This window comes from Tistrella sp. (assembly GCF_002684955.1).
GTDB classification, from domain to species: Bacteria; Pseudomonadota; Alphaproteobacteria; order Tistrellales; family Tistrellaceae; genus Tistrella; species Tistrella mobilis.
The window spans coordinates 11483-36643 of sequence record NZ_NYWI01000023.1 but is presented as its reverse complement, the minus strand read 5'-3'; the positions used below and the strand labels follow the sequence as shown (position 1 = coordinate 36643).

At 68.4% G+C, this 25161-nt stretch carries 24 protein-coding genes; 4 read left to right on the top strand and 20 right to left on the bottom strand.

All coding sequences use genetic code 11. From position 1 onward, the window contains the following. Positions 1-79 precede the first annotated feature (79 nt). The 5 genes from CMO28_RS06290 to CMO28_RS06270 form a co-directional block, all read right to left on the bottom strand. A complete protein-coding gene (locus tag CMO28_RS06290; protein ID WP_296711234.1) occupies positions 80-793 on the bottom strand; it encodes a hypothetical protein in 714 nt (237 codons plus the stop codon). Between the two features lie 127 nt (positions 794-920). Continuing rightward, positions 921-2240, bottom strand: a complete 1320-nt coding sequence (locus CMO28_RS06285) for a TRAP transporter large permease (protein ID WP_296711229.1) — start codon at positions 2238-2240, stop codon at positions 921-923. After that, complete coding sequence (locus tag CMO28_RS06280; protein WP_062762190.1) at positions 2237-2794, bottom strand: TRAP transporter small permease subunit; 558 nt, start codon at positions 2792-2794, stop codon at positions 2237-2239. Before CMO28_RS06280 ends, CMO28_RS06285 begins: the two co-directional genes overlap by 4 nt. A 308-nt stretch (positions 2795-3102) precedes the next feature. Further along, a complete protein-coding gene (gene dctP / locus CMO28_RS06275) occupies positions 3103-4179 on the bottom strand; it encodes a TRAP transporter substrate-binding protein DctP (RefSeq protein WP_296711225.1) in 1077 nt (358 codons plus the stop codon). Positions 4180-4240: 61 nt separating this feature from the next. After that, a complete protein-coding gene (locus tag CMO28_RS06270) occupies positions 4241-5545 on the bottom strand; it encodes a hydroxymethylglutaryl-CoA reductase, degradative (RefSeq protein WP_296711222.1) in 1305 nt (434 codons plus the stop codon). Positions 5546-5739: 194 nt separating this feature from the next. On the opposite strand from CMO28_RS06270, the gene CMO28_RS06265 reads away from it, so the two are divergent. Further along, positions 5740-7140, top strand: coding sequence for a PLP-dependent aminotransferase family protein (locus tag CMO28_RS06265; RefSeq protein WP_296711221.1), 1401 nt, complete (start codon positions 5740-5742; stop codon positions 7138-7140). Positions 7141-7143: 3 nt separating this feature from the next. Here CMO28_RS06265 and CMO28_RS06260 read toward each other — a convergent pair whose 3' ends face one another. From CMO28_RS06260 to CMO28_RS06220, 9 genes are all read right to left on the bottom strand, one after another. Then, positions 7144-7812 (bottom strand): glutamine cyclotransferase, encoded by a 669-nt coding sequence (locus tag CMO28_RS06260; protein ID WP_296711218.1) that lies wholly within the window; start codon positions 7810-7812, stop codon positions 7144-7146. Between the two features lie 102 nt (positions 7813-7914). Next, entirely contained in the window at positions 7915-9012 is a 1098-nt protein-coding gene (locus tag CMO28_RS06255) for a helix-turn-helix domain-containing protein (RefSeq protein WP_296711215.1), read from the bottom strand. Continuing rightward, positions 9012-9347 (bottom strand): type II toxin-antitoxin system RelE/ParE family toxin, encoded by a 336-nt coding sequence (locus CMO28_RS06250; RefSeq protein WP_296711213.1) that lies wholly within the window; start codon positions 9345-9347, stop codon positions 9012-9014. Before CMO28_RS06250 ends, CMO28_RS06255 begins: the two co-directional genes overlap by 1 nt. A 143-nt stretch (positions 9348-9490) precedes the next feature. Beyond that, on the bottom strand, positions 9491-10699 hold the full coding sequence (locus CMO28_RS06245; RefSeq protein ID WP_296711210.1) for a helix-turn-helix domain-containing protein: 1209 nt from the start codon (positions 10697-10699) through the stop codon (positions 9491-9493). Between the two features lie 63 nt (positions 10700-10762). Next, positions 10763-11929: a mechanosensitive ion channel family protein gene (locus CMO28_RS06240; protein WP_296711207.1), complete on the bottom strand. Its 1167-nt coding sequence runs from the start codon at positions 11927-11929 to the stop codon at positions 10763-10765. A 45-nt stretch (positions 11930-11974) separates the two neighbouring features. Beyond that, complete coding sequence (locus CMO28_RS06235) at positions 11975-14287, bottom strand: xanthine dehydrogenase family protein molybdopterin-binding subunit (protein ID WP_296711204.1); 2313 nt, start codon at positions 14285-14287, stop codon at positions 11975-11977. Next, a complete protein-coding gene (locus CMO28_RS06230; RefSeq protein ID WP_296711264.1) occupies positions 14284-15300 on the bottom strand; it encodes an FAD binding domain-containing protein in 1017 nt (338 codons plus the stop codon). Before CMO28_RS06230 ends, CMO28_RS06235 begins: the two co-directional genes overlap by 4 nt. Beyond that, on the bottom strand, positions 15300-15818 hold the full coding sequence (locus CMO28_RS06225; protein ID WP_296711202.1) for a (2Fe-2S)-binding protein: 519 nt from the start codon (positions 15816-15818) through the stop codon (positions 15300-15302). The genes CMO28_RS06230 and CMO28_RS06225 overlap by 1 nt, the downstream gene beginning before the upstream one ends. After that, the gene (locus tag CMO28_RS06220; RefSeq protein WP_296711200.1) at positions 15808-16161 is read right to left on the bottom strand and encodes a hypothetical protein; all 354 of its coding nucleotides are present in this window, start codon (positions 16159-16161) and stop codon (positions 15808-15810) included. Before CMO28_RS06220 ends, CMO28_RS06225 begins: the two co-directional genes overlap by 11 nt. Positions 16162-16295: 134 nt before the next feature. Between CMO28_RS06220 and CMO28_RS06215 the strand changes: the two genes are divergently transcribed. After that, positions 16296-16622, top strand: coding sequence for a DUF2934 domain-containing protein (locus CMO28_RS06215; protein WP_296711199.1), 327 nt, complete (start codon positions 16296-16298; stop codon positions 16620-16622). A gap of 400 nt (positions 16623-17022) precedes the next feature. Here CMO28_RS06215 and CMO28_RS06210 read toward each other — a convergent pair whose 3' ends face one another. The 4 genes from CMO28_RS06210 to CMO28_RS06195 form a co-directional block, all read right to left on the bottom strand. After that, positions 17023-17235 (bottom strand): cold-shock protein, encoded by a 213-nt coding sequence (locus tag CMO28_RS06210; RefSeq protein ID WP_014747389.1) that lies wholly within the window; start codon positions 17233-17235, stop codon positions 17023-17025. Positions 17236-17506: 271 nt separating this feature from the next. Beyond that, positions 17507-17716 (bottom strand): cold-shock protein, encoded by a 210-nt coding sequence (locus tag CMO28_RS06205; RefSeq protein WP_041606896.1) that lies wholly within the window; start codon positions 17714-17716, stop codon positions 17507-17509. A gap of 292 nt (positions 17717-18008) precedes the next feature. Then, positions 18009-20462, bottom strand: coding sequence for a DNA ligase D (gene ligD / locus CMO28_RS06200; protein WP_296711192.1), 2454 nt, complete (start codon positions 20460-20462; stop codon positions 18009-18011). A gap of 5 nt (positions 20463-20467) precedes the next feature. Further along, positions 20468-21376, bottom strand: coding sequence for a Ku protein (locus CMO28_RS06195; protein WP_296711191.1), 909 nt, complete (start codon positions 21374-21376; stop codon positions 20468-20470). Between the two features lie 224 nt (positions 21377-21600). On the opposite strand from CMO28_RS06195, the gene CMO28_RS06190 reads away from it, so the two are divergent. Beyond that, a complete protein-coding gene (locus CMO28_RS06190; protein ID WP_296711189.1) occupies positions 21601-22245 on the top strand; it encodes a flavodoxin family protein in 645 nt (214 codons plus the stop codon). Between the two features lie 61 nt (positions 22246-22306). Here the strand turns inward: CMO28_RS06190 and CMO28_RS06185 are convergent, their stop codons facing one another. Then, a complete protein-coding gene (locus tag CMO28_RS06185) occupies positions 22307-23158 on the bottom strand; it encodes an SDR family oxidoreductase (protein WP_062763152.1) in 852 nt (283 codons plus the stop codon). Positions 23159-23505: 347 nt separating this feature from the next. Here CMO28_RS06185 and CMO28_RS06180 point away from each other — a divergent pair, with 347 nt between their 5' ends. After that, on the top strand, positions 23506-23781 hold the full coding sequence (locus CMO28_RS06180) for a hypothetical protein (protein ID WP_296711183.1): 276 nt from the start codon (positions 23506-23508) through the stop codon (positions 23779-23781). A 191-nt stretch (positions 23782-23972) separates the two neighbouring features. Here the strand turns inward: CMO28_RS06180 and CMO28_RS06175 are convergent, their stop codons facing one another. After that, positions 23973-24740 (bottom strand): sigma-70 family RNA polymerase sigma factor, encoded by a 768-nt coding sequence (locus CMO28_RS06175; RefSeq protein ID WP_296711181.1) that lies wholly within the window; start codon positions 24738-24740, stop codon positions 23973-23975. Positions 24741-25161: the final 421 nt, after the last annotated feature.

The following is a 25161-nucleotide window of genomic DNA, read 5'->3' as shown; positions in this document are numbered from 1 at the left end:
GGCACAGAATACGGGCGGGCGGAGACGACGTCTTGGGGAGGGCGGCACCAGGGATCGGGGGCAACGGCACAGCCGCGGATCAGTCCCCGCGCCGCGCCCGTGCCCGCACATCGCGCGGCGACAGGCCATAGCAGCGTTTGAACCGGGCGTTGAACCAGGACAGATCGCCGAAGCCCGCATCCATGGCGATCTGGCCGGCGTCGCGCGTCGCCCCCAGCGCCATCACCGCCAGATCCCGAAGATGGCAGGCGCTTTGCGCGGCGTCTTCGGGGGGAAGATGCGGCAGTTCCCGGTGCAGGCTGCGGGCATAGCCGAACAGCAGCCGCCATTGGGCGGTCAGCGGTGCGGTGCGCCGCAGCATCGCATCCAGCCCGGCACCTGCCGCGGCCAGATGGCGGCGGGGCAGCGAGACATAGCAGCCGACCGTGGGTTCGCCGTGAAACCGCAGCACACCGGCAACCCCGCTCGGGTCGGCATAGATCAGGCCGGGCCGCAACTCGGCGGTTTCGCCGCCGGTCTGGGCGATCGAACAGCCGCCGGAGAGCGGGATGTGGAACATCACATTGTCGCCGGCATCGGCGGCATGGGCGGTGGTTCTGACGGCGGTAGAGGCCGAATGGCTGCCATGGCCGATCATCAGATCGGTGAGGATGGCGATCGAGGTTTCGGAATGAAAGGTCGCGGGATCATCGGGCGTGACGTCGACCCTGGTCATGGTCGACACGACATTCCGGAAGGCCTCGACCCGATCTGCGACGTCGAAATCCCCGGATCGGATGGACAGTATCGTCATGATCCCTCCACGCATGGCCGCCCGACCAGGGAACAAGACTGGTCGATCGCGAGGCTTTCCACAACGCGAAAACCCCGCCCTGCGGCAGGGCGGGGCGGGGTTTTCGCCGGGAAGCGGGTGCCGTGCGCTACCCCGCCACCATCAGCTTCGGCAGCCACAGCACCAGTTCGGGGAAGGCCGCGCAGAGGCCGAGGCCCACCAGCTGAAGCAGGACGAAGGGGATGATGCCGCGATAGACCGTGCCCATGCCGATCTCCGGCGGCAGCGTGCCCTTCAGATAGAACAGGGTATAGCCGAAGGGCGGGCTGATATAGGCGGTCTGGGCCGAGACCATGAACAGGATGCCGAACCAGAGCGGGTCGAAATCCAGGAGCTGGATCACCGGCAGGAAGACCGGCACGCAGAGCAGGATGATGCCGATCTCGTCCAGGAACAGGCCGAGGAACACCAGCACGCCCATCATCGCCGCCAGCACCAGCCAGCGGTTGGCGTCCAGGTCGCGGATGAACTCCAGCAGGAAATCGGCGCCGCCGGTGCCGGTGAAGATCGCCACGAACGCCTTGGCGCCCATGGTGATCCACAGGATCATCGCGGTGACCTTGATCGTGTCGATGCCGGCGCCGGACAGCATGGAGAGGCTGAGCCGGCGCTCCACCGCCGCCGAGACGATCGCACCGGCCACCCCCACCGCCGCCGCTTCGGTCGGCGTGGCAATGCCGGCATAGATGCTGCCGAGCACGCCGATGATGATCAGGAAGGGCAGGATCAGCGCGCGCAGCGAGCGGATGCGCGCCCCCCAGGCGACGGGTGAGGGGTCGCGCGGCGCGATCGACGGGTCGATCAGGCTGCGGATGACGATATAGGCGACATAGAGCCCCGCCAGCAGCAGGCCCGGAATGATGCCGCCGATGAACATCTGGCCGATCGAGACCTGGGCGGTGACGGCATAGACGATGGTCACCACCGACGGCGGGATCAGGATGCCGAGCGTGCCGCCGGCGCAGATCGTGCCCAGCGCCAGGCGCTGGTCATAGCCGCGCTTCAGCATCGAGGGCAGGGCCAGGATGCCCATGGCCGCGACCGCGGCGCCGACGATGCCGGTCATCGCCGCCATGATCGTGCAGATGATCACCGTGCCGATGGCGAGCCCGCCGGGCAGGCGGTTGAACCACAGCTCCATCGCCTTGTAGAGCGATTCGATGATGCCGGAGCGCTGCAGCACGCTCGCCATCATCACATAGAGCGGGATCGACATCAGCGAATCCGAGCGCATGGTGTCGAAGATCTGCAGCACGGTGATGGTCAGCGCCGCCGGATCCCAGAGCAGCACCGTGAACAGGATCGCAAGACCGCCCAGCACGAAGGCGAGCGGCAGGCCGGTCAGCATCAGCCCGACCAGGCCCGCGAACATCCAGATCAGCACGCCTTCCGACGCGATACCGGTCATGCCGCACCTGCCCGGGGCCGGCCGGCACCGTTCATCGGGTCGTCACCGCCGCCGAGCTGGATGGCGGCGCGCAGGAATTCCGCCACCGCCTGCAGGAACAGCAGGGCCAGCGCCCCCGGCAGGAAGAATTTGGTCCACCAGATCTCGGGGTTCCAGGACGAGAAGCTGGTCTCGCCCAGCTCCCAGGAATTGACCGCAAGCGGCCAGGAAAGCTCGATCAGCACCCAACAGAAGCCCATGATCACCAGCTGGCCGAAGGCATCGAAGACGAGTTGCAGTCGCCGGCCGACCGCCTTGTGGAGGATATCGATGTTCACATGGCCGTGGATGTGCAGCAGCCAGGGCCCGGCGGTCAGGAAATAGGGGCCGAAGACCAGCGTGGCGGATTCCATCGCCCAGTTGGTCGGCGCATCGAAGAAATAGCGCGAGACCACCTCGAACAGGATCACCGGCACGACCACGAACATGACGAGCGCGGCCAGCCGGGCGAGAAGATGGTTGAAGGCGGTGACGGCCGTGCAATAGCCGCGGACCACCCCGACAAGGGCGGACATCAGGATCCTCCGCACCGGAACCGGACGAAGGCGGCGGGACAAAGGCCCCGCCGCCCGGCGATGTTGTGTTGTTGGGGCAGGGGAGCCCTGGCTGCGCCCGTCACGCGGCGGGAAAGGTGGATCCCCGCCTTCGCGGGGATGACGGCATCTCCTGTCTGGAACAACAGATTGCCGTCGGTTTTACGGTGACGGACGCAGGTCCCTGGTGACTGCGGCCTGGCGGTGCAGGGTAGGATCGGTCCCTTTGACACAAGGGAAAATCCGTCATCCCCGCGCAGGCGGGGATCCACCTTCGGCCACGCCTCCCCTCAACCCAGCAGGCCCAGTTCCTTCATGAACCCGACCTGACTGTCCAGGATACGGGTGGCGAGCGCGTCGTCCTTGGTGGCGACGCGCCACTGGGCCTCGGCCTTGGCGCGGTTGGCGCGGATGTCGGCCGGGTCGAGCTGGACGATCTCCACGCCCGCCTCGCGGTATTTGGCCAGCGAGGCCACGTCCTGCACCACGATATGCTGGCGCAGCGCCGCCGAGGTCTCGCGGGCCGCCACCGCCAGCACCGCCTTGTATTCCGCCGGCAGGGCCTCGTAGGCGGCCTTGTTCGCCACATAGCTGGTGGCGGTGGTCGGCTGGTGGACGCCGGGCAGGATGATGAATTTGGCAACCTCGGCCAGGCCGGCCTGGAGGTTGGCGGTCAGGTCGCCGCGGTCGGCGATGTCGATCACGCCCTTTTCCAGCGCCGAATAGACTTCGGCCGTCGGCAGCGGCGTCACCGCCACGCCCATGGCGCCCATCACGCTGGAGGCGAGGCCGACGAAACGGCCCTTCTTGCCCTGGAATTCTTCGATCGACGAGATCTTCACCTTCGAATGGATCGGCTCCTGGCCATAGACGGTGGGGGCGATATACATCAGCCCGGCCTTGCCATAGGCCTCGCGTGCCATGTCGAGACCGCCCTTTTCGTAGAACCAGGCTTCGTACTGGTCGCTTTCGGGGAAGCCGAAGGGCACGGTGGAGGTGAAGGCGAAGGCCGGGATCTTGCCGGCCTCGTAGCCGTCGAAGGTCTTCATCATCTGGAAGGCGCCGGCGCGGACCGCGTCGAAGGCCTGGTTGGCCGGCACCAGCTGGCCGGCGGTGAAGGTCTGGATCTCGAAGCCACCGCCGGTCAACTCCTTCACCCGGTCGGCGAAGAGCTGTTCGAACTTCATCGGCGTGGTGTTGGCGTCCCACAGCGCCTGCATGCGCCATTTCACCGGCTGGCCGGCGGCGCGGGCGACATGGGGTGCGGCAAAGGTGCCGGCACCGGCGGCCACCGCGGCACCGGCGGCGGCGATGCCGCCGGCGCGCTTCAGCAGGCCGCGGCGGGTGGTCTGGTCATGGCTGGTCATCGGTTTTCTCCCCAGGATCGTCAGCTGTACGTGACTGGCTGCTTGTGATTGGCGCCGGGGATCAACCCCGGCGCAGCTCGTCGAGACATTCGCGGGCGCGGTCGACGCGCACGTCATGGGCGGCGGCCAGCTGCTTTGCCACCGCCTCGATCTCGGCCCCTTCGGCCCCGGCCAGGATGGCGATGTTGCGGGCGTGCAGCGCCATATGGCCGCGCTGAATGCCTTCGGTCGCAAGTGCGCGCAGGGCGGCCATGTTCTGGGCCAGGCCCACCGCCACCGTCACCTCGGCCAGTTCCTGCGCGGTTTCGACCTTCAGAATGCGCAGGGCGGCCTGGGCGAGCGGATGGGTTTTGGTGGCGCCGCCCACCAGGCCCAGCGCCATCGGCATTTCCAGCGTGCCGACCAGATTGCCCTCGCGGTCGCGCTCCCAGGTGGTGAGCGAGGTATAGCGCCCGCCCTTCACCGCGAAGGCATGGGCGCCGGCCTCGATCGCCCGCCAGTCATTGCCGGTGGCGACCACGACCGGGTCGATGCCGTTCATGATGCCCTTGTTGTGGGTGGCGGCCCGATAGGGGTCGATCGCGGCGAATTCCGCCGCCTCGACAATGCCGGTCACCATGTCCTCGCCCGACACGGTTTTCGTGGCGAGTGCGGCGGGCGAGACCCGCACACTGGCGCGGGCCAGGCGCAGATCGGCCAGGTTCGACAGGATGCGCAGCCGCACCCGGCCGCCGGCCGCCTGTTCCACCAGCGGTGCCACCGCTTCGGCCATGGTGTTGACCGTGTTGGCGCCCATGGCGTCGCGGACATCGACCAGCAGGTGCATCACCACCATCGGCCCGACCCGGCTTTCCGGGAAGACATGGACCTCGATGTCGCGGCAGCCGCCGCCCAGGCTGACCAGTTTGGCATCCTTGGCATTGGCGGCGGCGATGATCGCCTCGCGCGCCGCCAGGATGCGCAGCCGCGCGCCCCAGGGGTCGGTCACGTCCAGAAGCTGCACCTGCGCCCGCATGATCGGCATGGTGCTGGAGGTCTCGAAGCCGATGTCGTTGCTGCGGGCGATGCGCGCCATATACGACGCCGCCGCCACCACCGACGGTTCTTCGACCACCATCGGGATCAGGTAGTCGCGGCCGTTGATGCGGAAATTGGTCGCCACACCCATCGGCAGCTGGAAGGTGCCGATCACATTCTCGATCATGCCGTTGGCGCGATCGACGGCGAGCGCCGCGGGGTCGGCGAGCAGGGCCTGGTCGGCGGCATCGAGGCCGGCGGCGCGGGCGAGTTCCGCCAGCCGCTCGGCCGGGGTGAGGTTGCGGTAGTTCTCAAGGCGCGAATTGAGCGCGCTGCCACGGGCCTGCATGTTTCCTCCGTCTGTCCGGCGTCCCGGCCTTCTTCGGGGCTCCGGAAGCGCGGCTTCAGGGGGCACCGGGGAAGGATTGTGACTTGGGCAATGATTGTCCTATGATCCGGGGGACGGACAAGGGACGGTCGGACGGTTCATCACCATGACTGTCCCAGTAAGGTTCATGGGACAGTTCGGCGGACGGCTTCAATATGGCAGACACACCCCCGCGTCAACCCAGTCGCATCGACCAGCTGGTCGAGCTGATTACCGGGCAGATCACCGGCGGCCTGCTGAAAACCGGCGAGCGCCTGGCCTCGGTCAGGGCGGCGGCCGGGGATCACGGGGTGTCGAAGAACACGATGGCCGAGGTCTATGACCGGCTGGTTGCGGCGGGGCTGCTTGAGTCGCGGCCGGGATCGGGCTTCTATGTCACCGGCGGCAACCGCCGGCCGCTGCCGCGCCAGAACCCGGATGTGGAGGCGGCGGTGGATGTGGTCTCGCTGCTGCGCGAACAGCTGGACCAGCATTACGAGGTGCGCCCCGGCGACGGCCGCCCGCCCCAGGCCTGGATGGAAGGCTCTGAAATCGGCCGCTTCTTCGGCCGGTTCAAATGGCCGAAGGGCGAGGCGATCGATCATGGCTATGGCAGTTCCTGGGGCTTCCTGCCGCTGCGCGAACGCATCGCCATGCTGCTGGCGGAACGCGGCATCAAGGCGGGGGTGGGGCAGGTGCTGCTCACCTACGGCGCCAATCACGGGCTGGACCTGATCATCCGCCATCATCTGGAGCCGGGCGATACGGTCTTCGTCGACGACCCCGGCTATTATCCGCTGTTCGGCAAGCTGACGCTGGCCAAGGTGCGGATCATCGGCATCCGCCGCGGGCCCGAGGGGCCGGATCTGGAGGATCTGGCGGCGAAGCTGGCCCATCACCGGCCGAAACTGTTCTTCACCCAGTCCCAGGGCCACAACCCGACCGGCCATGGCCTGACCATGGGCACGGCCTATGGCCTGTTGCAGGCGGCGGAACGCCACGGCTTCCAGCTGGTCGAGGACGACGCCTTCGCCGATGTGATGCCGGCCTCGGCGCCCAGGCTCGCCGCCCTCGATCAGCTGAACCGGGTGCTGTATGTCGGCACCTTCTCCAAGACCTTCTCGGCCAGCCTGCGCTCGGGCTATGTCGCGGCGGCGGCGCCGGTGGCGGCGGCGCTGCAGGGCATCAAGATGCTGACGGTGGTCGCGACCTCGGATTATGTCGAGCGCTTCATCTACAACTTCATTTCCGACGGCCATTATGTCCGCCATCTGCGCCGGCTGCGCGCGCGGGTGGGCGAGGCCGCGACCACGGCGGCCGGCGCGCTGTCTGAAATGGGGCTGGACGTGGCGACGCCGGCCCATGCCGGCTTTTATCTCTGGGTCGGCCTGCCGGCCGGCACGGACGAACTGGCGCTCGCCCGTGCCGCGGCAGAGCGCAGCATCTTCCTGGCCCCGGGCCAGGTCTTCGCCCCCGACCGCGCACCCCGCGCGCCGGCGATCCGGGTGAACGTCGCCCATGCCGCCGATCCGCGGTTTCTGGCGTTCATGCGCGAGGTGGCGGGTGGCCGGGGGTAGCGCTCACAGGCTCTTGCGCACCGCCCGGATCTTGCCGCTGCGGCCGCCGCCGCAATAGAAGGTGCCGTTGCCGTCGCTTTCGAGACCCGAGACCGAAAGCCCCGGGGGCATGGCGATGACGGCGATCACGCGGCCGGTGTCGGGATCGATGCGGCGCAGATCGGCCGTCTGCTGCGCGCCGTCCCAGCTGCCGTGCCAGAGTTCATCGCCCGCCCAGGTGACGCCCGTGACCATGCGGTCCGAGGTGATCTGGCGGAGCACGGCGCCGGTTTCGGGGTCGATCTGCAGGATCCGGCGGTCGTCGAACTGGCCGACCCAGAGCGTGCCCTCGCCCCAGGCGAGGCCCGACGCGCAGCCATTGCCCGGGCAGGGGATGGTGCCCTGCTCCGCGCCGGTTTCGGGGTCGAGCCGGCGGATCACCGGCCCTGCGATCTGATAGAGAAACCGGCCGTCGAAAGCGGTGCCGGCCTCTCCCGGCACCGGCAGCCTGCGCACCACCCGGCCATCCGAGGGGTCGAGCACATTCACCGCCGGGCCGACGGCGAACCAGACATGGCTGCCGTCGAAACTGACCCCGTGCACGGTATCGACCCCGGGCCAGGGGCCGTAGTCGCGCAGGATCTCGGCATCGGCCGTGGCGGCGGCGGTGGGGGATGTGAGGGTCTTGGTCATGGGAACCTCCCTTGGGATCTGCGGTGGGATCATGTCCGAGCCTCAGCCTGGATCGGGGAGGGGTGGGGGTGAGAGTAACAATGCTGTCGGGAAGCGGTCTTCTCAGTTATAGCGCTGATCGGCCCAAACGAATTTCTGCTTCAGGCCATTCAGATGTGTGTACGGGATGAGTCCGGCATGCTGCAGTTGCCCCACAACAATCCCCGGAGCTATATTTAACTCATCTGCAAACGAGACGATCCTCTCCCGCGAGAACGCCTTCGTCCTGGTAAGACGAGCCCAATGCGATCTGGGAATGAGATGATTTTGCGCGAAGAGATTTGCCTCATCTTCTTCTTTGGTCGTGGTATTGCTGGCGTCGTCGATGAAGACGGCTTTCTTCCCATGAAGAAGAACGTGAGCCGCTTCATGAAAGAAACTGAACCAGAAATGATCGTCGGTCCTGTGGCGCAAGCTGAGCTGGATCATCACCTTCTCCGGCCCGAGCCATTTTGTGGCGCCGCTAAGGCGCGTGCCGTCAAGCTCCGGCAGCCAGAGCACGACGACACCCGACCGGCTGCACAACTCCTTCAGGGGGGCGTGAAACTCTTCGGGCGTCATACGGGTCAATGCCCTGATGTCGTTCAACGCCGTTTTGAACCTGTCCCTGTCGAAGGCGGGAACGTCCAGCGATTCGGCATGCTTCTCTCCCCAGCGGAGCCAGGCAGCGATCGCATAGGGGCTGCTTTGAAAGGCTTGCGAGGCTCTGAACGCCACTCTCTGCTGTTCCTGGAGGTAAACATTCTCCCAGGCGTCAGTATTCGCCACGCCGAAAAAATCAAGAATATCTTCGACGATCGGCTTCCGGGCATCGCCGACGAGGCCGAACTTCTTCATTCTGGCGAGGGGAAAACGATTTGCCCATGCGACGTTGGATGCCAGGCGGGCTCGCTCGTCCTGTTTTGCCAGATGAAGGCGGTACCGGGATTCGAGATTATTCCAGAGGGAGGCCCGAACGCCGAGCACCCGCTCGAACGCGATGGCCGTATCCGGCGATACCGGCGCGATACCGGCGATGATCTGACTGATCAGCTTGGTCGACTTGTTTGACCTGTCGGCGAGCTGACGCTTCTTCATGCCGCGCGCCTCGAGGATCTCCTCCAGAATCTCTCCCGGCGAGACGACATAATCTGGCTCGAATTCGGTGGCGGCGGTCGTCATCAGTGGTAATCCTCAACTCCCAGGATGGTGATCGCGGTGACCTTCGTCAGGTCTATGCCGCCATCCTGACATCTTGGTACAGGGGTGTGATCCGGCTTGAAGAGCAGGCGGTAAGGATGTTCGACATCGACGGCAAACTGCTCGTCCAGATCGCCCTTCAGCTGATGCCGTCGTGTGGGCGGCGTGGTCGGGACGTCGGCCAGACACTCCGCTGCGGCAAGGACGGCGAGCCGGCGCGCAATCTTTCGCCCGCCACTGGCGCCATACTCACGGCCGAGCTGCCGTTCGTCGGACAGCAGCTTCTTCAGCTTTGTCGTCTTGAAGCCGATCAGCACGTAAAACCTTTACGCAAAAGGTAAAGCTTTTTCCCTGAATATCAAGGCCGCGCATTCCCGGCAAGTCCTTGATGAAAAAAGATGCGGCAACAATCGGCGGCGTCGTCAATGACAATTTTCAGGGGCAAAAATTGTGGTCCCGCCTATACCCCCGGCAGCAGCATGATCGTCGGAAAACCGCCGAGGGCCGGGACCGTCCAGCGGCGGGTGCGGCCGCGGCCGGTGGGGCGGACGCGGCCCGTGGCGGCAAGCCGTTCCATGAGGCGCTGTATGGTGCGCGGGCTGGTGCCGAGGGCGATGGCGAGGGCCGTGGTCGACCAGGCTTCGCCATCGGCGAGCAGGGCGAGGATGCGGCCGCAGCCGGCCTCGATCGGCGGGTCGAGCAGAGCGACCGGGCCCGGGCGGGCGGGGTGCAGAACGAAGCCGGCCGGGGTGGCGAGGATCCGGGCGAGCGGGTGGAGCAGGCGGCGCAGGCGGCCGATCTCGACCCGGAGCCGCGCGCGGTGGCTGTCGTCGGCGGTGCGGCCGCCGAAACCTTCGCGGATCAGCACCGCGCGCGGCACATCGGCCGGATGGGCCAGCGCCAGCTGGCGGGCCAGGGCGAAGAGCACCGGGCGGGTGGCCAGCGGGCGGATGTCGGTGGCATCGCGGATGATCAGCCGGCAGGCATCGACGACCAGCGCCGCCTCTGCCGGCAGCGCCTCTATTTCGGCCAGCGTGACCATGCGGTCGGTGCCGGCCCGGACCAGCCGGGCCGCCGGGGCGTCGAGCTGGTGGCGGGCGGTCGCCACTTCGGCGGCGAGTTCGGCGATGCCGCTGGCCGCGGCCGCGGCGGCGGCGGCATCGAGGTCACGGGCGGCTTCGGCAGCGGCGATGCGGCGGGCGGCGATGCCGGCGCGGGTCAGGTGCAGCCCGGCCGCAAGCGCCGGCGGGATCCGCCCGGGGTCGAGCCCGGCGATCGCGTCGCCGGCGGCGCCCGGCTGGCCGATCAGCAGCAGGCGGCGGGCCTCGATGATCCGGGCATGGGCGGCATTGGCATGGTCGCCGGCCGTCTCCAGCACCGCGCGGGTGCGGTCCAGCAGCCCTTGGGGCCAGGCGATGTCGCGCAGCACCAGGGCGATTTCGGCCTCGGCCAGGGTACAGCGCGCCCGCGCCGCGGGGTTGCCGCGGCCGAAGCCCCGTCCGGCCCGGGCGAGCAGATCCCGCGCCCGGCCGAATTCGCCGAGCCTTGCCATGACGATGCCGCGCAGCGCCAGCGCCGGCGGGTCGTCGCGGAGCGATACGCGATTGAGGGCGCCCAAAAGGTCGCCCGCCGCCAGGGCGCGGGCGGCGGCGGTGATCAGCGCGTCCATGGGCTCCCCGCCGATGCTCTCCTGGCCATGAGCGACAAGACTAGCATGCAGCGGGGGCGGCCGTTACTGCCGCACGCCCATGCGGTCCAGCGCCTCCGGGGTCAGCGGTTCCTGTCCGTCGCTGCCGGTTGCCGCCCGGTCGGGGGCATGGAGGGCTGCGGTGACGTCGTTGCGCAGCCGCGGCAGCCCCTCCGGGCAGTCCTCCTGCATCCAGACCAGCATCTTCTCGCGGATCTCGCAGCGCAGATCCCAGGCGGTGGGGGAGTTGTGGGCGCTCATCAGCGCGCGGATGGTGACCGTGCGTTCGGTGGTGTCGATCACCTGCAGCACGCCGACCTTGCCGTCCCAGAGTTTGCTCTGCTTCAGAAACTCGTCGAGCTTTTCGCGCATGCGGGCGAAGGACATGGCGTAGTCCACCTGCCAGATCACCGTGCCGATGATGCCGGCGGTCTCGCGGGTCCAGTTCTGGAAGGGTTTTTCGATGAAATACGAAATCGGCAGCACCAGCCGGCGCCAGTCCCACAGCCGGATCACGACATAGGTGGCGGCGATTTCCTCCACCCAGCCCCATTCGTTTTCCACCACCACCGCATCCTCGATGCGGATCGGCTGGGTAAGGGCGATCTGGATGCCGGCGATCAGATTGGCCAGGATCGACTGGGCCGCGAAGCCGATCACGATGCCGGCGACACCGGCCGAGGCGAACAGGCTGACGCCGTACTGGCGCACCGACGGGAAGGTCATCAGCATGGCCGCCACCGTCACCACCACCACCAGGCCGATGCCGACCCGTTGCAGCAGCATCAGCTGGGTGCGGTGCTTGCGCGCCACCAGATTGTCGTCGACATCGATGCGATAGCGGCGGCGGCTGACATCGGCCAGCGCGCGCAGCACCGAGACGGCGATCCAGCCGATCAGCGCGATCACCCCCAGCTGCAGCACCCGGCCGATCACCGCGCCGGCGCCCTCGTCGACCGCGAGTTCGGGGGCGATCGCCCGCAGCGCGATCAGGATGAAGGCCAGACGCACGGGGCCCCGCACCCGGCGGAAGACTTCGGTGCGGAAGCCCTTGCCGCTGCGCGGCACCACGATGGTGAGCAGGCGGAAGAACAGGCGATGGGCGATCAGCGCCACGCCCACCGCCACGATCAGCAGCAGCAGATAACCGGTCCCGGCCGGCATGGCGGCGGCAAGCTCCGCCAGCCAGCGCGGGGTTCTGAGGATGTCCATGGCGTCCTGGTCTCGTGCGTCTTCAAGGCGTGTCGGCCGTCTGGGTCAGGCGGAGACGACATCGGGGCAGGCCGGCAGGAACAGCCGGTCGATGCGGATCGGCAGGCGCCGGAAGCGGCGGCCGGTCGCGTGGTGGACGGCATTGGCGATGGCGGCGGACATGCCGACATTGCCAAGCTCTCCCAGCCCCTTGATGCCCGAGGGGTTGCCGGCGCGGTCGTCCTCGTCGAGCAGGATGACATCCACCTGCCCGATATCGGCATTCACCGGCATCAGATAGTTTTCAAGATCGTGGTTCAGCACGCGCGCCGCCCGGCGGTCCAGCTCGGTCTCTTCCATCAGCGCGGTGGAAAGCCCCCAGATCATGCCGCCGATCAGCTGGCTGCGCGCGGTCAGCGGGTTCATGATCCGGCCGGCGGCGAAGGCGCCGGTCATGCGCGGCACCTCGATTTCGAGCGTGCGGCGGTTGATGCGGATTTCGGCGAATTCAGCGCCCATGGCATAGCGCAGCAGATCGCCCGATCCGCCGCCGCGCATCGGCGTGCGGCCGGCGCGCAGCTTCTCCACCGCATCGGGCTTCAGCCCGTCGGGGATGAAGTCGGCCGTCTGGCTGATCGCCTCCAGCCCGGCCGCCTCCAGTGCGGCGTCGAACGCCATATAGGGGCCGTCGGCCTCGATCCGGCCGTCGCGGAGGCGGAGGGTTGCCGCATCCAGCCCGGCAAAGGACCCGGCATCCGGGGCGGTCAGCCGGGTGAAGAGCGTCGCCTTCACCGCCTCTGCGGCCCGCGCCACCGCCGAACAGACGCTGGCGGTGGAGTTGGATCCGCCCGAGACGGGGGCCGGCGGCAGGTCGCTGTCGCCGGTTCTGACCGTCACCCGTTCGGGCGCCACGCCCAGAACCTCGGCAGCCATGCGGGCGGCGGCGGTGCGGATGCCGGTGCCGAGCTCGTGGCTGGCGGTTTCGACCGTCACCCGGCCGTCGGCGGCAAGCCGCACCCGGGCGGTGGCGGCGGCGATGTTGGCGGGGTAGACGGTGGCGGCGCAGCCCATGCCGATCACCCAGTCGCCATCGCGCATCGACCCCGGCACCGGGTCGCGCCGGTCCCAGCCGAAGGCCTTTGCGGCGGCATCGAAACAGGGCATCAGCATCCGGCTGCTGTAGCGCTTGCCTGACAGCGGGTCGGTCGCGGTATCGTTCCGCCGCCGGAAGTCGATCGGGTCCATGTCGAGCGCCGCCGCCATCTCGTCCATCGCCTGTTCCAGCGCGTAGACATAGGGCACTTCGGGCGGCGAGCGCATATAGCCGGGGGTCGGGCGGTCGGCATGGACCAGCGACAGCTTCGTCTGAACCGCGCCATAGCCGTAGAGCCGGGCGGTGACCGAATTGCCGCCGACCAGATAGGGGTCGGCGCGCGAGGTGACCTCGGCGCCGTCATGCACGAAGGCGGTGATCCGGCCGTCGCGCGTGGCGCCCATGCGGATCCGCTGGCGGGTCTCCGCCCGGTGGGTGCCGGCGGTGAAGCCCTGGGCGCGGCTGACCACGCAGCGGAGCGGCCGGCCGAAATGCCGGGCGGCGAAGGCGATCAGCGCCGTGCGCGCGGTGATCGGCCCCTTGCCGCCGAAGGCGCCGCCGACGAATTCCGCCACCACCCGCACCCGGGCGGCATCGATGCCCAGCTGGCGGGCCAGTTCGTGGCGCCAGCCGTTCACGTTCTGCGAGGGTTCATAGACCGTCAGCCGCGCCTGGTCGCCCTCGCCGTCCCAGACCGCGGTGGTGGAATAGAGTTCGAGCGCGTTGTGGTGCTGCACCGGCGTTTCGTAATCGGCCTCGATACACACCTCGGCGGCGGCGAAACCGGCCTCGATATCGCCCTGGCCGGGATCCTTGCGGCCGGCAGCGTCGGCGGCGGCGACGGTTTCGGCGCCGGCATCGTCGAAGCCGGTGGCGGGGGCCTCGGCCTCGATCCGGAAGCTCACCCGGGCGGCGGCTTCGGCCGCGATCTCGGCGGTCTCTGCCGCCACCACCGCCAGGATCTCGCCGTCATGGCGGATCAGCCGGTCCTGAAGCGGTGCGATCGACGAGGCGGCGACGCCGAAGCGGGGCAGGCCGATGCGGCCGGTGACGTCGTCGACGGTCAGCACCCCCAGCACGCCGGGCAGGGCGGCGGCCTTTGCGGTGTCGATCGCCGCCAGCCGGCCGCGGGCCACGGGCGAGACGACCAGGGCCGCATGGGCCAGGCCGGCAATCGCGGTGTCGGCGGGATAGACGGCCCGGCCGGTGACCTTGGCGCGCCCGTCGATGCGGGGTGTCGTGGCGGGGAGGGATGTGGCGGGCAGGGAGGTGGGGGGCAGGCTCATCGGCGGGTCTCCGTGACCGAAAGATCCCCGGCGGCAGGCAGGGCGCGGGCGGCAAGCAGGGCGCGGGCGATCAAAGCGGCCCCCAGATCGCGCTTGAAGGCGTTGTCGGGCCGGACCACGGCATCGGCGAAGGCGGCGACCCCAGCGGCATGGGCACATTCCTCGGTCAGGCGTTCGCCGACCAGCAGCTGTTCGGCCGGAAAGGCCCGCCAGGGGATGGTGGCGACGCCGCCCAGCGCCAGGCGCACCTCGCGCACCCGGTCGCCGTCCAGGTCCAGCGCGCAGGCGACCGAGACCAGGGCGAAGGAATAGGAGGTCCGTTCCCGGCGCTTCAGAAACAGCGAGCGCCGTGCCCAGCCCGGGGCGGGCAGGTGGATGGCGGTGATGGTCTCGTCGGCATCCAGCGCGGTTTCGACATCGGGCGTCGCCCCCGGCAGTCGGTGCAGCCGGGCCAGTTTCATGCGCCGGACCCCGCCCTGGCCGGTGATTTCGATCTGCGCATCCAGCGCCAGTGCGGCCTGGGCGAAATCGCCGGGATAGGCGGCGATGCAGCTGTCGCTGGTGCCAAGGATCGCATGATGGCGGGTGATGCCCTCCATCGCGCCGCAGCCGCTGCCGCGCTCGCGCTTGTTGCAGGGCCAGCTGACATCGCGGAAATAGGGGCAGCGGGTGCGCTGCAGCAGGTTGCCGCCCAGGCTCGCCATGTTGCGGATCTGCGGGCTTGCCGCCAGCTCCAGGCTTTGGACCACCATCGGCAGGGCGGCGCCAAGCTCCGGGTCGGCGGCGGCCTCGGCCATGCGGGTCAGCGCGCCGATCCGGAAGGTGCCGTCGGGCAGGCGGGTGATGCCGCGCAGCGCCGGCGGCGACACCCGGTCCAGATCGACCAGGGCCGTGGGGCGTTCCACCCCCAGCCGCATCAGATCGACCAGATTGGTGCCGCCCGCGATCTGCCGGGCACCGGTGGGTGTCGGGTCGTGGACGGGTGTCGGTGGATGAAGCCGGAAGGGTTGCATCACGCCCCCCCCATCCGGCCGGCCGCCGCACGCACGGCGGCCACGATGTTGGGATAGGCGGCGCAGCGGCAGAGATTGCCCGACATGTGCTCGCGGATCCGCGCATCGTCGGGCTGCGGTTCGGCCGCGGTCAGCGCCACGGCCGACAGGATCTGGCCGGGGGTGCAATAGCCGCACTGGAAGGCATCATGATCGATGAAAGCCTGCTGCATGGGGTGCAGCGCGCCCGCGCCCTCTCCCTCCTCCTCGCCCTCGGGCGTCAGCCCTTCGATGCTGGTCACGCGGGCGCCATCCAGCCGGGCGGCGAGGGTCAGGCAGCCGAGCACGGCCCGGCCGTCGACCAGCAGGGTGCAGGCGCCGCACTGGCCGTGGTCGCAGCCCTTCTTGGCGCCGGTCAGCCCCAGCCGGTCGCGCAGCAGGTCCAGCAGGCTGAGCCGGGGGTCGATGGTCACGCGGCAGGGGTGGCCGTTCACCTCCAGCGTCACCGCCCGGCCTTCGACCAGGCGATCACCCGGCATCGTCGTCATCCGTGTCGCGGCGGTCGGGGGGCCAGCCTTCGGGGAAGCGGTCCTCATCCTCGGTCTCCCCATCTTCGTCGTCGGGGGCTTCGTCGTCGAACACGTCCTCGGCGGCGCGGCGGGGTGCCTCTTCGGTCGGGTCCAGGCCCTCGGCCTCGCCGGTGACGGGGTCGGTGATCACGTCATCCGGCCGGGCGGGCGCTTCGTCGCGCGGGACATTGCGGAAGCGCCCGCCATCGGGGCTGCGCGTGTCGCGGGCATCGGCCTCGCGCCCTTCGGCGCTGCCCAGGATCTCGGCATCGGTGGGGTCCGGCTGCCGGCGGTTCCGGTCGGCTGTCGCCATGGCGGCGGTATCTCCTGCTCTGGCGGGCGGTTACCAGGGCTGAACCCCTGAACCGCGCGGGAGGTTCCCGGATCATAGGGGAACTCTCCCTCCGTCCGGCCGGTTGACCGCCATCCCCAGGAAGGAGGCCGGCGATGACCAGGCAGAGCCCGGAGCAGAGAACAACCAGCAGGGATGATCGGATCAAAGAACACATGCACAGGTTGTGGAAGGAAGAGGGCGCCATCCCGGGGCGCGAGGCGGACTACCGCGGCCGTGCCGAGGAGCTGGTGGCGATCGAGGACAACCAGCACCTGACCACTTTCCGCCCCGGATCCCCCCGCGACCGCATCCGCAACGACCCCACCGAGCCGCTGGAGGCGGTGGAGAACCAGGGCGAGTTCCCGACCCTGACCGACCAGGGCGAAGAGCGCACCACCCCCCGGCCGGTGCCGCCGCGGGATGACGATATTCCGGGGTAAGGCCATTCTCGACTGATGAAGCTCGGGTGGGGCCAGTGAGAGGGGTACCGCCAAGGTGGATCCCCGCCTACGCGGGGATGACGGTTTCTTCTTTCTTGTACGCCGGCTGCCCCGGTTCTGACACGCTCGGCCGGCCTGGGGCCGGTGGTCCCGTGGCAGACGCAGCGGCGGCGGTTTTCTGTGCGGCTCGCAATCCCATGTCGTCATCCCCGCGCAGGCGGGGATCCACCTTTGGGCAGGTGATGAAGCCAACCGTTGATCGAGAAAACCCCGCATCCTCGGTCAGAGGATGCGGGGTTTCCGAAAGTGCCTCGGGTATCGTCAGGCGTCACGAAACTCCGTGGTGGTAGCTACGCCTGCGAACGCGCCTCTCGCCTGTGGGTCAGGTCGAGCCGTCGGCTCAGTCGATCAGGGAGAGGTTGGCGGCCGCCAGCTTGCCGCTGCGGCGGTCGGCGATCAGCTCGTAAGAGACCTTCTGGCCCTCACGCAGCTCGGTCAGGCCCGAGCGCTGAACGGCGCTGATGTGCACGAAGGCATCGGCTCCGCCCTCGTCGGGCTGAATGAAGCCGAAGCCTTTGGTGGCGTTGAACCACTTCACGGTTCCCGTCGCCATGAGGGGACACCCTTTCGTCATCGTCGTTGTGCAGTGTCGTCCGCAGCCCAGGCGCGGACGGACGGCGGGCACCCCATCATCCCTGGTGCCCGTCGACGAGAAAAAGGGTGCGGCTTTTCGGGCCGGGTTTCAAGTGCGGCCTTTCGTCCCCAGGCGTTTCGGTACGATCCGCAGACGCGAAAAACCCCGCCCCGGTCGAAACCAGGGCGGGGTCTTTCTTGGAGACATCGTCACCGTGGCGCGCCACCCGAAGGGGCGCACCGGAACCGGATCAGAGAAGCTCCAGATTGGCAGCTGCCAGCTTACCGCTGCGGCGGTCAGCGATCAGCTCGTAGGCAACCTTCTGGCCTTCGACCAGCTCGGTCAGGCCCGAACGCTGCACGGCGCTGATGTGCACGAAGGCGTCGTTTCCGCCCTCGTCAGGCTGGATGAAGCCGAAGCCCTTGGTGGTGTTGAACCACTTCACGGTTCCCGTAGCCATGGGAATAACCTTTCGTCGTCGTCATAAGGGCACCCGCATCACGTGCGGATGGTCGAAATCAGATCTCAAACAAGACAAATTCGAATGGGTATACGAAGTTCATCGGCTAGAGGTCTGGGAACCGGGTAGGCTCGTACTCGACGCTGCCGAAGGTGGGGCCTTTTCGTCCCTCTGGCAAGCCGGTATTTCATTTTTTTGGGGGGCAGGCCCAAAATAATCCTCTCATGGCGGTGGACGGCGAGGGGAAAACGCGGCCCGCGGTCATTGCGGCCACGCGCATTCCCGCGTGCCCCTATTCTGCCACACCCAATGCCCTGAGCGCCGCCGCCGTCAGCCCCTGGCGGGGCGGCACCAGCCCGGCCCAGGGGTCGGTTGCGGGCAGCGGGTCGCCCAGGCGGAAGGCATCGGCCCGGTCGATCCCGGCCAGCATCTGCCAGTCGACCGGCCGGGCCACCGGGGCGCCGGCCCGGGCGCGGGGCGACCAGGGGCAGATGGCGGTGGCGGTGCGGTCGTTGCGGAAATGGTCGATGAAGATCCGGCCCTTGCGCTTCGCCTTGCTCATGGTCGCGACGAAGCGGTCGGGGTCGTGGTCGGCGAAGCGCTGCGCCAGGGCCTTCGCCGCCGCCTTCACCACCGGCCAGTCGTGCCGCCGGGCGATCGGCACCACCACATGCACGCCCTTGCCGCCGGTCAGCAGCGGCACCGAGGCGAGATCCAGCGCCGCCAGCGCGTCGCGCATGTCGAAGGCCGCCTGGCGGACGGCCGCGAAATCCACCGCCGGATCCGGGTCCAGATCGAAGACCAGCCGGTCCGGGCGCTCGGGCCGGTCGATGCGCGATCCCCAGAGATGCAGTTCCAGAACCCCGATCTGTGCCGCACCCACCAGGCCTTCCGGATCGCGGACCAGAACATACTCTTCGGTATTGCCCTGTGCGTCGGTCAGCCTGCGGCTGGCGAAACCGCGGGGCAGGCCGCGGCCGGCATGGCGCTGGAAGAAACAGGCCTTGCGGCGGCCTTCGGGGCAACGCACCAGGCTGACCAGCCGGTCTTGCAGATGCGGCATCATCAGCGCCGCGACGGCATCGAACCAGCGGGCGAGATCGCGCTTGGTGATGCCCTGTTCGGGGAACAGAACCCGGTCGGGATGGGTCAGGCGCACGCCGCGCAGGCTGTCTCCGGTCTCGTCCATCGCTTCTGCCTCCTCGACGGCCATCACCCGGTCCGCCTCAACTTCGGCCGCCGGCTTGTCCTCGCGCGGGCCCAGATAGCGGCCCTGGCGGATCAGCCCCTCGCCGGTCAGGCCGCCATGGGCGATCTGGACCACGATCCGCGGCTCCACCCAGCGTGCCGCCCGGGCCACGGCGGGCGGCACGCTGTCGCGGTCGACCGGCGGGGTCTTGCGGGCCAGCGCCGTCAGCCGTGGCGCCAGCCAGGCGAAATCCCTGTCGCTGAAACCGGCGCCGACCCGGCCGGCATAGCGGCAGGTGCCGCGATCCTGAACCGCCAGCAGCAGCGAGGCGAAGGGCCGCCCGGCTTCGGAGGGCGAGGTGCCGACCACGACATACTCCCCCGCCTGACCGCATTTGACCTTGAGCCAGGCATGGCCGCGGCCCGGGCGATAGGGCGCGTCGGCCCGCTTGGCGATCAGCCCCTCATGGCCCGCCGCGCAGACCTGGTCCAGCAGGTCCCGCGCCGGGCCGGGGCTGTGGTCGACAAGGTGGATGCCGTCGCCCGCGGGCCCCCCCAGCAGCGCCCTGAGCCGGGCCCTGCGGGCGGTCCAGGGCAGGTGGCGCAGGCTTTCCCCGCCCTCGGCCAAGAGGTCGAAGACGCCGTAATGCAGCCCCTCGCCCCCGGCGGAAAGCGCCGCCTGCAGGGCGGAGAAATCGGTGCGGCCGTCTGCCGTCATCGCCGTCACCTCGCCGTCCAGCAGCACGCCGTCCAGGCCCGGCCGTGCCGCCAGCGCCCGGGCGATGCCGGGGAAGCGGTCGGTCCAGTCGAGGCCCGATCGGGTGCGGATGACGGCCCGGCCGCCCGACACCGCGGCGAGGGCGCGATAGCCGTCGAGCTTGATTTCGAACACCCAGCCGGGCCCGCGCGGCGGCCGGTCGGTCAGGGTGGCGAGCATCGGCGCGACGAAGCCGGGCAGGGGGGCGCCGGGCAGGGGCGCGGCCTCGCGCTTCGGCTGACCCGCCACGCTGCCGGGGTGGCGGCGGGTCACCTCGCCCGTCGGGTCGGCATCGGCATCGTCGCGCTTGATCAGCAGCCAGTTCTCGGCCTTTTCCGGCGCCCGCCCGGCCTTGGCCGCCGGCTTCATGCGCACCAGCACGAAACGGCCATGCAGCCGCTCGCCATGGATGACGAAGTCCAGCCGCCCCGCCGCGAGCCCCGCCGCCGCGTCGCCGATCGGCTCCCAATGGCCGCGATCCCACAGCACCACCTCGCCCGCGCCATACTGGCCCGCGGGGATCTGCCCCTCGAAACCGGCATAGGCGAGGGGGTGGTCTTCGGTGCGCACCGCCAGCCGCTTCTGCCTGGGGTCCAGGCTGGGGCCGCGGGTGATCGCCCAGCTTTTCAGCACCCCCGCCCATTCCAGCCGGAGATCGTAATGCAGCCGCCGGGCGTCGTGCTTCTGGATGGCATAGGTCAGCCTGCCGCCTTCAGGGCTGCGCCCGCTCCCGGCCTCCGGCTCGGGCGTGCGGTCGAAGCGACGCTTGCGGCGATAGCTGTCGAGCGGGTCGGCGGCCATAGGTCTCACCCCGCCTTGCGCCGGCCGCTCCGTGCCGGCCGTGTCTTGCCGCTGGCCTTTCCACTGTCCTTGACCGAGCGACGCAGCGCCTCGACCAGATCGACGACCTTGCCGCCGCCGCCGGTCTCTTCCGCGGCCTCTTCGCCCAGCTCGACCGATTTTTCGGTCGCCTTGGCGTCGATCAGCTGGCGCAGGGCCTGGGTGTAATTGTCCTTGAACCGTGCGGGCTCGAAGGCCGAGGTCTTCCGCTCGATCAACTCGGCCGCCAGGTCGAGCAGTTCCGGATCGCTCGCCTCTTCGTCGATCGAGGTGAAGAAGGGGGCGGCGCGCTGGACCTCGTCGGCGAAGCGGAGCGTCTCCAGCATCAGCCCCTGGCCGCAGGGCTTGAGGGCGGCGACATATTCCCGCCCGCGCATCACGAACTGGCCGAGGCCGATCCGCCCGGCGCGTTTCAGCGCATCGCGCAGCACGGCATAGGCCTCGATCGCCAGCTCGCCGTCGGGGACCACGTAATAGGGCCGTTCGAACCAGATCGGCGCAATCTCGTCGGGGCCCACGAACTGCACCAGATCCAGGGTGTGGCGGGTTTCCACCTTCAGCGCATCGATCTCGTCCTGATCGATCAGCACCCAGCGCCCCTGGCCCAGTTCGAAACCCTTCACGATCTCGTCGGTATCGACCGGCCCGACCCCGGGCACGATCTTCTGATAGCGGATGCGCCGGCGCGAGGGTTCGTGGACCTGGTGGAACTGGATCCGCGCGCCGCTTTTCACCGCGGCATAAAGCTTCACCGGCACCGATACCAGGGCAAGCCGCATATTGCCGGTCCAGACCGGGCGCGATGACGGCCGGTTGGCGGCGTCTTCGGTGTCTTCGGCGGCGTCTGTCCTGCGCTTTGCCGGTTTGCGCGCCATGGCTGGCCTCCCCTGCTGGCGGATCGGGATCTGACCCGATCAACCCGGCCGCGGCGGCCGCGGTTCCCGGGAACCATGGGCCCGGCTCCGGGGTTCGCGTTGCAGGGTCAAAACCAGCCGAAGGAGGCACCGAACCCATGTCCGACGCCCGCACCACCACCGATCACGACCAGATCCGCCGCCGGCTCGTCGCAAATGCCGTCCGGCGGGAGGAGGGGTAAGCCATGGCGGATCCGAAGCCGATCCGCGCCTTCGGCATCAACTGCACGCTGAAGGGCGGCGATGCCGAAAGCTCGACCGATCTGCTGCTGTCGCAATTCCTGAACCGGCTGGGCCGCGACGGGGTGGAGACGGCGAGCATCCGCGCGGTCGATCACGACATCAAACCCGGCATCACCGCCGATGAAGGGCCGGGCGATGCCTGGCCGGCGATCCGCCGCCAGGTGCTGGACGCGCAGATCCTGGTGATCGGCACACCCATCTGGCTGGGCCAGCCCTCCAGCGTCTGCAAGCGGGTGCTGGAGCGGCTGAACGCCTTCCTGACCGAAACCGACGAGGCGGGGCGGCTGCGCTCTTACGGCCGGGGGGTGGCGCTGGTGGTGGTGGGCAATGAAGACGGCGCCCATCATGTCGCGGCCGAGGTCTATCAGGGCCTGGCCGATGTCGGCTTCACCATCCCGCCCAATGCCGTGGTCTATTGGGTGGGAGAGGCGATGGGCAAGACCGACTACAAGGATCTGCCCGCCATGCCCGACAAGATCGGCACCACCATCGATCTGGCGGCGCGCAACGTGCTGCATCTGGCCCGGCTGCTGGCCGAAAACCAGTATCCGCCCGATGGCCAGCCGGCGAAGTTTCGCGAAGATTGAGCCAATCGGGGGGATTGTGATGGCGGGCGCACTGCCCGATCGGTGCCCGCCATCATCTGCGTCAGGACTGCACGATGGTTCCGCCGTTCGGGTGCAGGACCTGGCCGCTCATGTAAGACGCCTCCTCGCTCGCCAGGAAGACATGGCAGGCCGCCACCTCGTTGGGCTGGCCGGCGCGGCCCATGGGGGCGCTGCCGCCGTGTTCGGCGACCTTGTCGGGCGGAAAGCTGGCGGGGATCAGCGGGGTCCAGATGGGGCCCGGGGCGACCGCGTTGACGCGGATCTTCCGGTCGACCAGCAGCTTGGACATCGATCGGGTGAAGGCCACGATCGCGCCGCGGGTGGAGGCATAGTCCACCATGCTGGGATAGCCCTGATAGGCGGTGATCGAGGTGGTGTTGACGATCGCGCCGCCGTCGGGCAGATGCTCCAGCGCCGCCTTGGTCATGAAGAAATAGCCGAAGACATTGGTGCGGAAGGTCCGCTCCAGCTGTTCGGCGGCCAGATCGGTGAAATCCTTCACCTCGTGCTGTTCGGCGGCATTGTTCACCAGCACGTCCAGCCGGCCGAAGGTCTTGACCACCTCGCCCACCGCGCGGCGGCAGACCGCCTCGTCGCCGACATCGCCGGCGATGTGCATGGCCTGGCGACCTTCGGCTTCGACCAGACGCACGGTTTCCTCGGCGTCGCGATGCTCGTTCAGATACAGAATGGCGATGTCGGCGCCCTCGCGCGCCATGCCGATCGCCACCGCCCGGCCGATGCCGCTGTCGCCGCCGGTGATCAGCGCGACCTTATCCTTCAGCCGGCCGGTGCCGGGAAATCGTGGCATGTAATCGGGGGCCGGTGACATTTCATGCTCGCGCCCCGGCTGCTGATTTTGCCTTTGGGGTGGTTGAAGATGATCCGACATATCCGTCCCTTTCCAGGCTCTGTTGCAGACATGTCGCGTGAACGCTTCCAGATATATTTGGTTCCGGCATAGGAGGAACAGTATGCCATCCGTTCAAGTTCCGTCTCCGCGTGCCGCGTGACGTGCGGCCGCCCGATGAATTAAACTGCAACGGAGGTTGATCCACCCGATGACGAACGACGTAAGAAAGGTCGGGTGCCCCCAATCCGACGTCTGGCTTCCGGAGACGGCCAGGCTGGTGACTGCCGAAACCGAAGCTTCGACCGGCCGGCGCCCATGCATCATGCATCATGGCCCGAGGCTGCCTTCGGCAGGATGATCCCATGACGAAGGAACACCCCCTACCCATGGCTAGCGCACATCCCGGACGTCGCATCGACGGGACCGACCCGAAACGGCAGGCCGAGCACGACGACCGTTCGCTCGACCGGGCCCTCCAGGATCTCTACGCCGCTTATGGAGACGACACATCGCCGCCCGAGGAGCTGATGGCTCTGGCGCGCGAGGCCGCCGCCGCACTGGCGGACGCGGCCGGGCAGGATGGCGGGGCTGCCATGCCGTCCGAGCCGGCAGATCCGGGCGTCCTCAACCGGACCGGAGGGTCCGACGAACACACCTCTTGACCAGCTCTCCAGGATGGCCGTGACGCCCCCTCGGGGGGGGCGCCGCCTGCCGCTGTCAGCTGCGGCGGCGGGCTTAGACGTCTGAAATTGAAGAAACCCCTGTACGGGGAGCGTCATGACATGAAAGCGCGGGCTGTCCTTGCGATCGAAGCCCGCGCGCCCGGAGACATCACCCGCTGCGGCGGGTCCGCTTATTGTATCCGTGGCGTGCGCCGGTCGGCATCATCCGCAGCGATACGGCTGCGACGGCTGCCACCGGTGATGTCGTCAAGGAAGTCGTGTTCGTCCTCGCTGTCGAGCAGGCGGAGCAGGGCCGTGCGGGCCCGGCTGACCCGGCTCTTGATCGTGCCGAGGGCGCAGCCGCAGATCTCCGCGGCCTCTTCGTAACTCATGCCGCCGCCACCCACGAGCATCAATGCCTCGCGCTGATCGGCGGGAAGCTTGCCGACGGCCTCTTCGACCATGCGCAGCTTCAGCGACCATTCCTGAGCCGGCTTCACATGTACGCCGGGCAGATCCTCCACCACCAGCACGGGTTCACGCTGCTGCTTGTGATAAAGGGTGTAGAAGGTGTTGCGCTGGATGGTGAACAGCCAGGCGCGAAGGTTGGTGCCGGCGGTGAACTGGCCGGCATTGGCGATCGCCTTCATCAGCGTTTCCTGAACCAGATCATCCGCTTCGCACGGATTCCTGGTCAGCGATCGGGCGAAGGCGCGCAAGGACGGGATCAAGGCAACGATTTCATCCTGAACGACCTGTTGGTGATGTTCCATCATGCGTGGCCCCTGTCCATTGTCATCGGGTCCGTGGTGGCTATCGGCTCTGGCGGGTCCGGGTGTCGGCGGAACCGGCTGGTGCCTCCGCTCCAGGGCGGGGCTGCCGGAAGATGTGGCGCGACCGGATGCGGCCTCCCTGCCGCCGGCCTGGAGTGGATCAGTCTGCGCGCCGTGCTGTGGCATCCGTATGTCCTCCCTGTTTCAACGGGTGGTCGCGGATCGTGGCGTGGTCATGACCCGAATTTGCGTGGCATTTCAGGCAAAAGGAGCCGATCTGCACCGGTTCCTCCGCCCCTCCCGGTCTGCGGTACATCCTTCTGCAAAATGCGAGGATATTCACCGCAGCGGCGTGGAGGAATTGACCCACTCAGGAACCTTAATGCGGCGGCGGTAAGGATTCTTTAATCTAGTTTAACCGTTCCCGTGGTCACATGTAGCGTTTCACGAATTGTTGATGTGGTTGATATCACGGGATTTTCTCGGGCGACCCCTCCGGGGGCAAACTCGGGCTGCGGCGCGGCGGCGGCCAGAGGGCGGGTGGTTCGCCCGCAGATTGAGGGTTCGTGCGGCCTCGGGGCAGGGGGGGCGGCCTGAGCAGAACGAC

Coding starts and splice junctions, on each gene's coding strand:
- CMO28_RS06290 (WP_296711234.1), bottom strand. CDS start 793: ATGACGATACTGTCCATCCGATCCGGGGATTTCGACGTCGCAGATCGG.
- CMO28_RS06285 (WP_296711229.1), bottom strand. CDS start 2,240: ATGACCGGTATCGCGTCGGAAGGCGTGCTGATCTGGATGTTCGCGGGC.
- CMO28_RS06280 (WP_062762190.1), bottom strand. CDS start 2,794: ATGTCCGCCCTTGTCGGGGTGGTCCGCGGCTATTGCACGGCCGTCACC.
- dctP (WP_296711225.1), bottom strand. CDS start 4,179: ATGACCAGCCATGACCAGACCACCCGCCGCGGCCTGCTGAAGCGCGCC.
- CMO28_RS06270 (WP_296711222.1), bottom strand. CDS start 5,545: ATGCAGGCCCGTGGCAGCGCGCTCAATTCGCGCCTTGAGAACTACCGC.
- CMO28_RS06265 (WP_296711221.1), top strand. CDS start 5,740: ATGGCAGACACACCCCCGCGTCAACCCAGTCGCATCGACCAGCTGGTC.
- CMO28_RS06260 (WP_296711218.1), bottom strand. CDS start 7,812: ATGACCAAGACCCTCACATCCCCCACCGCCGCCGCCACGGCCGATGCC.
- CMO28_RS06255 (WP_296711215.1), bottom strand. CDS start 9,012: ATGACGACCGCCGCCACCGAATTCGAGCCAGATTATGTCGTCTCGCCG.
- CMO28_RS06245 (WP_296711210.1), bottom strand. CDS start 10,699: ATGGACGCGCTGATCACCGCCGCCGCCCGCGCCCTGGCGGCGGGCGAC.
- CMO28_RS06240 (WP_296711207.1), bottom strand. CDS start 11,929: ATGGACATCCTCAGAACCCCGCGCTGGCTGGCGGAGCTTGCCGCCGCC.
- CMO28_RS06235 (WP_296711204.1), bottom strand. CDS start 14,287: ATGAGCCTGCCCCCCACCTCCCTGCCCGCCACATCCCTCCCCGCCACG.
- CMO28_RS06230 (WP_296711264.1), bottom strand. CDS start 15,300: ATGCAACCCTTCCGGCTTCATCCACCGACACCCGTCCACGACCCGACA.
- CMO28_RS06225 (WP_296711202.1), bottom strand. CDS start 15,818: ATGCCGGGTGATCGCCTGGTCGAAGGCCGGGCGGTGACGCTGGAGGTG.
- CMO28_RS06220 (WP_296711200.1), bottom strand. CDS start 16,161: ATGGCGACAGCCGACCGGAACCGCCGGCAGCCGGACCCCACCGATGCC.
- CMO28_RS06215 (WP_296711199.1), top strand. CDS start 16,296: ATGACCAGGCAGAGCCCGGAGCAGAGAACAACCAGCAGGGATGATCGG.
- CMO28_RS06210 (WP_014747389.1), bottom strand. CDS start 17,235: ATGGCGACGGGAACCGTGAAGTGGTTCAACGCCACCAAAGGCTTCGGC.
- CMO28_RS06205 (WP_041606896.1), bottom strand. CDS start 17,716: ATGGCTACGGGAACCGTGAAGTGGTTCAACACCACCAAGGGCTTCGGC.
- ligD (WP_296711192.1), bottom strand. CDS start 20,462: ATGGCCGCCGACCCGCTCGACAGCTATCGCCGCAAGCGTCGCTTCGAC.
- CMO28_RS06195 (WP_296711191.1), bottom strand. CDS start 21,376: ATGGCGCGCAAACCGGCAAAGCGCAGGACAGACGCCGCCGAAGACACC.
- CMO28_RS06190 (WP_296711189.1), top strand. CDS start 21,601: ATGGCGGATCCGAAGCCGATCCGCGCCTTCGGCATCAACTGCACGCTG.
- CMO28_RS06185 (WP_062763152.1), bottom strand. CDS start 23,158: ATGTCGGATCATCTTCAACCACCCCAAAGGCAAAATCAGCAGCCGGGG.
- CMO28_RS06180 (WP_296711183.1), top strand. CDS start 23,506: ATGGCTAGCGCACATCCCGGACGTCGCATCGACGGGACCGACCCGAAA.
- CMO28_RS06175 (WP_296711181.1), bottom strand. CDS start 24,740: ATGCCACAGCACGGCGCGCAGACTGATCCACTCCAGGCCGGCGGCAGG.